Origin of the sequence: Streptomyces sp. NPDC051563 (genome assembly GCF_044454225.1) — a bacterium.
Lineage (GTDB): Bacteria > Actinomycetota > Actinomycetes > Streptomycetales > Streptomycetaceae > Streptomyces.
Genome location: NZ_JBITDL010000052.1, coordinates 30,790 through 38,035, shown reverse-complemented (window position 1 = coordinate 38,035; position 7,246 = coordinate 30,790). Strand labels below are relative to the sequence as shown.

At 70.7% G+C, this 7,246-nt stretch carries 6 protein-coding genes; 3 read left to right on the top strand and 3 right to left on the bottom strand.

The features are described from left to right. Positions 1-222, top strand: a 222-nt coding sequence (locus tag ACIA8F_RS37555) for a hypothetical protein (RefSeq protein ID WP_399385530.1), incomplete at its 5' end; no start/stop codon positions are given. A 221-nt stretch (positions 223-443) separates the two neighbouring features. Here ACIA8F_RS37555 and ACIA8F_RS37550 read toward each other — a convergent pair. Beyond that, the gene (locus ACIA8F_RS37550) at positions 444-1,451 is read right to left on the bottom strand and encodes a stage II sporulation protein M (protein WP_399385528.1); all 1,008 of its coding nucleotides are present in this window, start codon (positions 1,449-1,451) and stop codon (positions 444-446) included. Between the two features lie 114 nt (positions 1,452-1,565). Here ACIA8F_RS37550 and ACIA8F_RS37545 point away from each other — a divergent pair, with 114 nt between their 5' ends. Next, complete coding sequence (locus ACIA8F_RS37545; protein ID WP_399385527.1) at positions 1,566-2,480, top strand: RDD family protein; 915 nt, start codon at positions 1,566-1,568, stop codon at positions 2,478-2,480. Here the strand turns inward: ACIA8F_RS37545 and ACIA8F_RS37540 are convergent, their stop codons facing one another. Together ACIA8F_RS37540 and ahcY are read right to left on the bottom strand one after the other, a co-directional pair. Further along, a complete protein-coding gene (locus tag ACIA8F_RS37540) occupies positions 2,481-3,101 on the bottom strand; it encodes a hypothetical protein (protein ID WP_399385526.1) in 621 nt (206 codons plus the stop codon). A gap of 107 nt (positions 3,102-3,208) precedes the next feature. After that, a complete protein-coding gene (ahcY, locus tag ACIA8F_RS37535; RefSeq protein WP_399385525.1) occupies positions 3,209-4,660 on the bottom strand; it encodes an adenosylhomocysteinase in 1,452 nt (483 codons plus the stop codon). A 363-nt stretch (positions 4,661-5,023) separates the two neighbouring features. Here ahcY and ACIA8F_RS37530 point away from each other — a divergent pair, with 363 nt between their 5' ends. Continuing rightward, positions 5,024-7,114 carry a fructose-specific PTS transporter subunit EIIC gene (locus tag ACIA8F_RS37530; RefSeq protein ID WP_399385524.1) on the top strand — a complete coding sequence of 697 codons (2,091 nt, stop codon included), beginning with the start codon at positions 5,024-5,026 and terminating at the stop codon, positions 7,112-7,114. Positions 7,115-7,246 lie beyond the last annotated feature (132 nt).

Below are 7,246 nucleotides of genomic sequence, written 5' to 3'. Positions count from 1 at the left end.
CGAAATGGACGGGGTATCAACTTTTTGGCGTTGATTTTTGGCACGCTGTTGAGTTCTCAAGGAACGGACGCTTCCTTTGTACTCACCCTCTCGGGTTTTCCTCCGGGCTTTCGTTTTGTTCTGTTCTTGCGTTTCAGACTCTATCAGAGTCCGTCTCGCTTGTTTCCCGCCTTCCAGGTCATCCGCTTTCGCGTTTTCCCTTTCCGGCGAGTCCGACTCTAGCAGAAGATTTCCACCGGATTTCCCGGCTTCAGTTTCCTGAATGAAGAGTTGGGTGTGCCCTCTTGGAATTCAATTCCTGGGGGCGAGAAAGACTTTAAACCATCGCTGCCGAACTTGTCCAGTTCGAGGCAACCGTTCGAATCTACCTCCCCGCAGCCGCCGTGTCAACGGTGTTTGCGGGACGACGAGGAGACTAGCAGCTCAGCATGCTCGTACGCACATCAGGCCGCGGTGGGGAGCGTCGCCGTCCGGTCGGCCGCCTCGACGTCGCCCACGTCGCCGGAGCGGGCCGCGCGGCCGCCCAGGACGTAGACGTAGAGGAGGAAGGCCGCCTCGGCGGCCACGCCGATGCCGATGCGGGCCCATGTGGGCAGGCCGGAGGGGGTCACGAAGCCCTCGATCAGGCCCGACAGGAAGAGGACCGCCGCCAGGCCGATGGCCATGCCGAGGGCGGCGCGGCCCTGTTCGGCCAGGGCCACGCGGCGGGTGCGGTGGCCGGGGTCGATGACCGTCCAGCCCAGGCGCAGGCCCGTACCGGCGGCCACGAAGACGGCGGTCAGTTCGAGGAGGCCGTGCGGGAGGATCAGGCCGAGGAAGACGTCCAGGCGGTCGGCCGAGGACATCAGGCCGATGCCCACGCCGAGGTTCAGCATGTTCTGCCAGAGGATGAACAGCACCGGCAGGCCCAGGAAGCCGCCCAGGACCAGGCAGACGGCGGCCGCCTGGGCGTTGTTCGTCCAGACCTGCGCCGCGAAGGAGGCCGCGGGGTGGCTGGAGTAGTACGTCTCGTACCCGCCGCCCGGCTTCGTCATCGCCTTCAGGTCCTCCGGAGCCCCGATGGCGTGCTGGATCTCCGGGTGGGTGGCTATCCACCAGCCGACGAGCACGCCGACGGCGGTGGAGATCAGGGCCGTGGGTATCCACCAGCGACGGCTGAGGTAGACGGCCGCCGGGAAGCCCGCGGTGAAGAAACGGGCCGCGTCGCGCCAGCCGGAGCGGCGGGTGCCCGTCACCGTGGCGCGGGCGCGGGCGACGAGCTGGGTCAGGCGGCCGGTGAGCATCGGGTCCGGGGTGCTGGACTGGATGAGGGAGAGGTGGGTGGCCGTGCGCTGGTAGAGCGCGACGAGCTCGTCGGCCTCGGCGCCCGTGAGCCGGCGGCCCCGGCCCAGGAGCTGTTCCAGGCGGGCCCACTCGGCCTGGTGGGCCGCAACGAAGACGTCGAGATCCATGCGGTTGGCGCTCCCCTGCCCCTGGTGCCTGCCGTTTTTCCTACTGCTTGCCTCGTCAGCTTGGCAGACTGGAGGCCGATGGGGCGGGGCAGGTCACGTGAAGGGTGTGCATCGGTGAGCGATCTGGTGACGGGGGACGCGGTCGTCCTGGGGCTGCGGCCGGCGAGGCTGCCGAGCCGGGCGCTGGCGATCCTGCTCGACCTGGTCGTGTACATCGCCGGGTTCCTGCTGATTTCCGTCGGACTGGTGCTGGCCACCGCGTCCCTGGACGGGGCGGCCCGGGCGGCCGTGTCGGTGGCCTCCTTCCTCCTCGTACTGGTCGGCGTCCCGATCGCGGTGGAGACGCTGAGCCACGGGCGGTCGCTGGGCAAGGCCGCGTGCGGGCTGCGCGTGGTGCGCGACGACGGCGGGCCGATCCGCTTCCGGCACGCGCTGGTGCGCGGGGCCTTCGGGGTCTTCGAACTGCTGCTGACCTTCGGATCCGTGGCGTGCATCGCCTCGCTGTTCTCCGAGCGCGGGCGGCGGCTCGGGGACGTGTTCGCGGGGACGCTGGTCATCCGGGAGCGGGTGCCGGGGGCGCGGGTGATGCCGGTGCCTCCGCCGCCGCCGTGGCTGGCCGGGCGGTTCGGCGGGCTGGACCTGTCGGCGGTGCCGGACGGGCTGTGGCTGGCGATCCGGCAGTACCTGACGCGCATGGGCCAGCTGGATCCGCAGGTGGGCGCCTCGATGGCGGCCCGGCTGGCGGACGATCTGGTGGCGCGTACGGGGGCTCCGCCGCCGGTCGGGGTGCCGGCCGCCGCGTTCCTGATGGCCGTGGTGCACGAGCGGCAGTCGCGGGACGCGGCGCGGGCCTTCCGGCCGCAGCCCGTTCCCGGGGCGGCTCCCGTTGCGTACGGGCAGCCCGTGCCCGGGGTGATGCCGCCGGTGGCGCCCGCCCCGGTTCCCGTCGTCCCGGTGGCGGTCGTACCCGAACCCGTAGCCGTACCCGTGGAGCCGCCCAGGGCGACGGGGTTCGCGCCGCCCGCGTAGCTACTCGGGGAAGGCCGACGGCGGGGTTTCCAGGTGTTCGAGTTCGATGCCGGGGGCCGAGAGGACCACGTCCCCGGCGATGTGGAGCGTGTGGACCTCGCCGGTGTCCAGCGCGGTGACCCGGTACTCGTCGACCAGGAGCGGGCCGCTGTCCGTGGGGTGCTCGGCGCGCTCCAGGAGGGCCCAGGCCTGGTCGGTCGTACGGGCCGCCAGGACGGGGTCCGTCAGGGCGACGAGGCGGACGCGGGTGGCGGGGGCGCCGGGGGCGAGGCGCAGCAGCCGGGCCGTGGCGACGAGGAAGGCCGGGGAGGTGCCGGTGAAGCCGGCGGCCCCGGGGACGTTGCCCTCGGTGGCTTCGGCTCCGGCGGGGTCGGTGCGGACCCAGGTGATCCCGTCGATGGCGGCGCCGCGCACCTGCCAGCTGGAGGCGTTGGCCTCCAGGCGGATGGGGCGGCCCAGCTCGTCCACGGCCAGGTCCACGGAGCCGCGGTGCGCACCGTCGGGCGCCGTGAGCTGGGAGACGTAGCGCCAGCCGGAGGGGCCCGGGGCGCAGTGGAAGTGCTCCTCGCCGAGGGGGGTGTGGTCGTGCGGGTCGTGCAGCGCGTAGCGGCCTCGGGGCATGGGGCGTCTTCCTGGGTGTTCCTGGGTTTCGGGCGGGTACGGGGCAGGCCCCCGGCACGGATGCCGGGGGCCTGACCTGACGCGTGGGTGCTGCGGATCCGTGGGGATCAGTAGCGGTAGTGGTCCGGCTTGTACGGGCCCGCGACGTCGACGCCGATGTAGGCGGCCTGCTCCGGGCGCAGGGTGGTGAGGCGGACGCCGAGGGCGTCGAGGTGGAGGCGGGCCACCTTCTCGTCGAGGTGCTTGGGGAGCACGTAGACGTCGGTGGGGTACTCGGCCGGCTTGGTGAAGAGCTCGATCTGGGCCAGGGTCTGGTCCGCGAAGGAGTTCGACATCACGAAGGACGGGTGACCGGTGGCGTTGCCCAGGTTCAGGAGGCGGCCTTCGGACAGGACGATGAGGACCTTGCCGTCGGGGAACTTCCAGGTGTGGACCTGGGGCTTGACCTCGTCCTTGACGATGCCCTCGATCTTCGCGAGACCGGCCATGTCGATCTCGTTGTCGAAGTGGCCGATGTTGCCCACGATGGCCTGGTGCTTCATCTTGGCCATGTCGGCGGCCATGATGATGTCCTTGTTGCCCGTGGTCGTGATGAAGATGTCGGCCGTCGCGACGACGTCGTCGAGGGTCGCGACCTGGTAGCCGTCCATGGCCGCCTGGAGGGCGCAGATCGGGTCGATCTCGGTGACGATGACGCGCGCGCCCTGGCCGCGGAGGGACTCGGCGCAGCCCTTGCCGACGTCGCCGTAGCCGAAGACCACGGCGGTCTTGCCGCCGATGAGGACGTCGGTGGCGCGGTTGATGCCGTCGATGAGGGAGTGGCGGCAGCCGTACTTGTTGTCGAACTTCGACTTGGTGACGGCGTCGTTCACGTTGATCGCCGGGAAGAGCAGGGTGCCCTCGGCCATCATCTCGTAGAGGCGGTGGACACCGGTGGTGGTCTCCTCGGTGACGCCGCGGATCTCGGACGCGAGCTGCGTCCACTTCTGGGGGTTCTCGCCGAGGGTGCGGTTGAGGAGGGTCAGGATGTTGGCGTACTCCTCGGAGTCCGCCGTCGACGGGTCCGGGGCCGCGCCGGCCTTCTCGAACTCGACGCCCTTGTGGACGAGGAGGGTGGCGTCGCCACCGTCGTCGAGGATCATGTTCGGGCCGCCGGTGGGGGTGTTCGGCCAGGTCAGCGCCTGCTCCGTGCACCACCAGTACTCTTCCAGCGTCTCGCCCTTCCAGGCGAAGACGGGGACGCCCTGCGGGTTCTCCGGGGTGCCGTTCGGGCCGACCGCGATGGCGGCGGCCGCGTGGTCCTGGGTGGAGAAGATGTTGCAGGAGGCCCAGCGGACGTCGGCGCCGAGGGCGACGAGGGTCTCGATGAGGACGGCGGTCTGGACCGTCATGTGCAGGGAGCCGGTGACGCGGGCGCCGGCGAGCGGCTGGGTGGCCGCGTACTCCCGGCGGATCGACATGAGGCCGGGCATCTCGTGCTCGGCGAGGGTGATCTCCTTGCGTCCGAAGACGGCGAGGGAGAGGTCCGCGACCTTGAAGTCGGTGAATGCGGCAGTCATCTGGGTGCTGCTCCTCGTGATGTGGAGAGGTGGGTACGGCTGAGCCGCGCACCGTCGGCAGGACGGCGCACACGGAGCTCAGTCCGTCGGGGGTCCTCTCTCCCCTCGGCCGGTCTCGAAGACCGCCCGACCGCCATCAGCAGCGACGCCTGACACTGATGACCAAGCTACACCGATCGGCCGAGCGCGGCGCAGGCTACTTGAGGCCGCTCTGGGCGGGTCTCGGCCGGAGTTCGGGGCCTCTGGCGGAGAATTAGGGGCCTTTCGGACTTTTGATCACGCCCTTACATGCGCAACGATGCCGTTGGGTCGGGTTGTACGCGCGATCCCGCAGGACAACGCATGTGTCGTGAGGAGATTCCAGTGACCAGTCCGGCAGGCCCTCCCGAAGGCGGGGACGCGAGCGGGCGCAAGCCCGTGAAGATCGTCGCCGTTACCGCGTGCCCCACCGGTATCGCGCACACGTACATGGCCGCGGAGAAGCTCCAGCAGGCCGGCGACCGTCTCGGCGTCTCGATCAAGGTGGAGACCCAAGGCTCGATCGGGGCCGAGAACGTGCTCTCTGACAACGATGTCAGGGAAGCGGACGCCGTGATCATCGCCGCCGACAAGGAGGTCGATCTCGACCGGTTCGCCGGCAAGCGAGTGCTGTCCACGGGCGTCGCGGACGGCATCCACAAGCCGGAGGAGCTGATCCAGCGCGCACAGAGCGCGCCGGTGCAGTCCGGAGCCGCGGCAGCGGCTGGCAGCGGCGGCGGCGGTGGCCACCAGCGCAGTCAGGCCTACAAGGCGCTGATGAACGGCGTCTCCCACATGATCCCGTTCGTGGTCGTGGGCGGTCTGCTGCTGGCCGTCTCCCTCTCCCTCGGCGGGCACGCGGACGCCAAGGGCGGCCTGGTCATCCCCGACGGGACCTTCTGGTTCTACGTCAACAAGCTCGGCGTGACCGGCTTCTCCCTGATGCTGCCGATCTTCTCCGGCTACATCGCCTACGCGCTGGGCGACCGGCCGGCCCTCGTACCCGGCATGATCGGCGGCTTCCTGGCCGCGGACGCCGTGCACATCTACGGGGCCGATGCGAACGCGGGCTTCCTGGGCGCCATCGCGACGGGCTTCATCGCGGGCTATCTGGTCATGTGGATCAAGAAGGTCAAGGTCCCCAAGGTCATCCAGCCGATCATGCCGATCATCGTGATCCCGATCGTGTCGACCGTGGCGCTGGGCCTGTTCTACATCTACGTGATCGGGCAACCGATCTCCTGGGTCTTCACGCACCTCACCAGCTGGCTGAACGGGATGACCGGCTCCAGCGCGATCGTGCTGGGCACCATCATCGGCCTGATGATCGCCTTCGACATGGGCGGTCCGGTCAACAAGACCGCCTTCCTCGTGGCCGTCGGTCTCATCGGCACCAACAACCACGTCATGGGCATGGCCGCCGCGGCCATCCCCGTCATGCCGCTCGGCCAGGGCCTGGCCACGCTGCTGCGCCGCAAGCTCTACAGCGACGAGGAGAAGGAAACCGGCCTCGCCGCCCTGTTCATGGGCTTCTTCGGCATCTCCGAAGGAGCGATCCCCTTCGCGGCGGCCCGGCCCGCCCAGGTCATCCCCGCGAACATGCTCGGCGGCGCGGTGGCCGGTGCGATCGCCGGTGTGGCCGGGGTCCAGGACTCCGTACCGCACGGCGGTCCGATCGTCTCGCTGTTCGGTGCGATCAGCGGTGTCGCGATGTTCTTCGTGGCCATCGCCGCCGGTGCGGTCGTGACCGCGCTGACGACGAACGCCCTGATCGAGTTCAAGCTGCGCCGTGAAGGCGTGATCGACGCGGGGTCCGCGGTCCGCGCGCCGGAGCCGGCCCTGGTCAGCGCGGGTGCCCCCGTGGGCGGCGGTGGCGGTGCGGGTGCCGTCGCGGCCGGCGTCGCGGGTGCGGGCGCCGGGACGGCCGTACGGGCGTCGCAGCCCGCGGCCGCGGCCCCGGTGGACGCGGGCGGGCCGCCGGAGGTGCTGTCCGGGTACCTCACCGGGCAGACCGTGAAGACGGAGCTGTCCTCCGGCTCCAAGGAGGCGGCGATCCGCGAGATGGCGGAGATGCTGGCCACGACCGGCAACGTCTCCGACGTGGACGAGCTCGTACGGGTCGCACTGGCCCGGGAGGCGCAGGGCACGACCGGCCTCGGCGAGTCCATCGCCATCCCCCACGCCAAGACGGACGCGGTGACCCGCCCGACGGTCGGCTTCGCCCGGTCCGACGAGGGCATCGAGTGGGGCGCGCTGGACGGGACGAAGGCCCGGCTGGTCTTCATGATCTCCGTACCGGAGGCCGCGGCCGGGGACGAGCACCTGCGCATCCTGGCGCTGCTGTCGCGCAAGCTGATGGACACCGGCTTCCGCGAGCGGCTGCAGGCCGCGCCCGGCAAGGCCGAGATCCTGGACGTGCTGCGCGAGATCCAGTAGGCGGCTGACGCCGCCGGACGCGGGGGGGGCCCCCCCCCCCCCGGCCCGCGGGGCGCCCCCCCCCCCGGCCGCCGGGGGGGGGCCGACCCGGGGGTGGCCGGGCTGCCCGCCCCGGGCGTCGAGTTGTAGGGG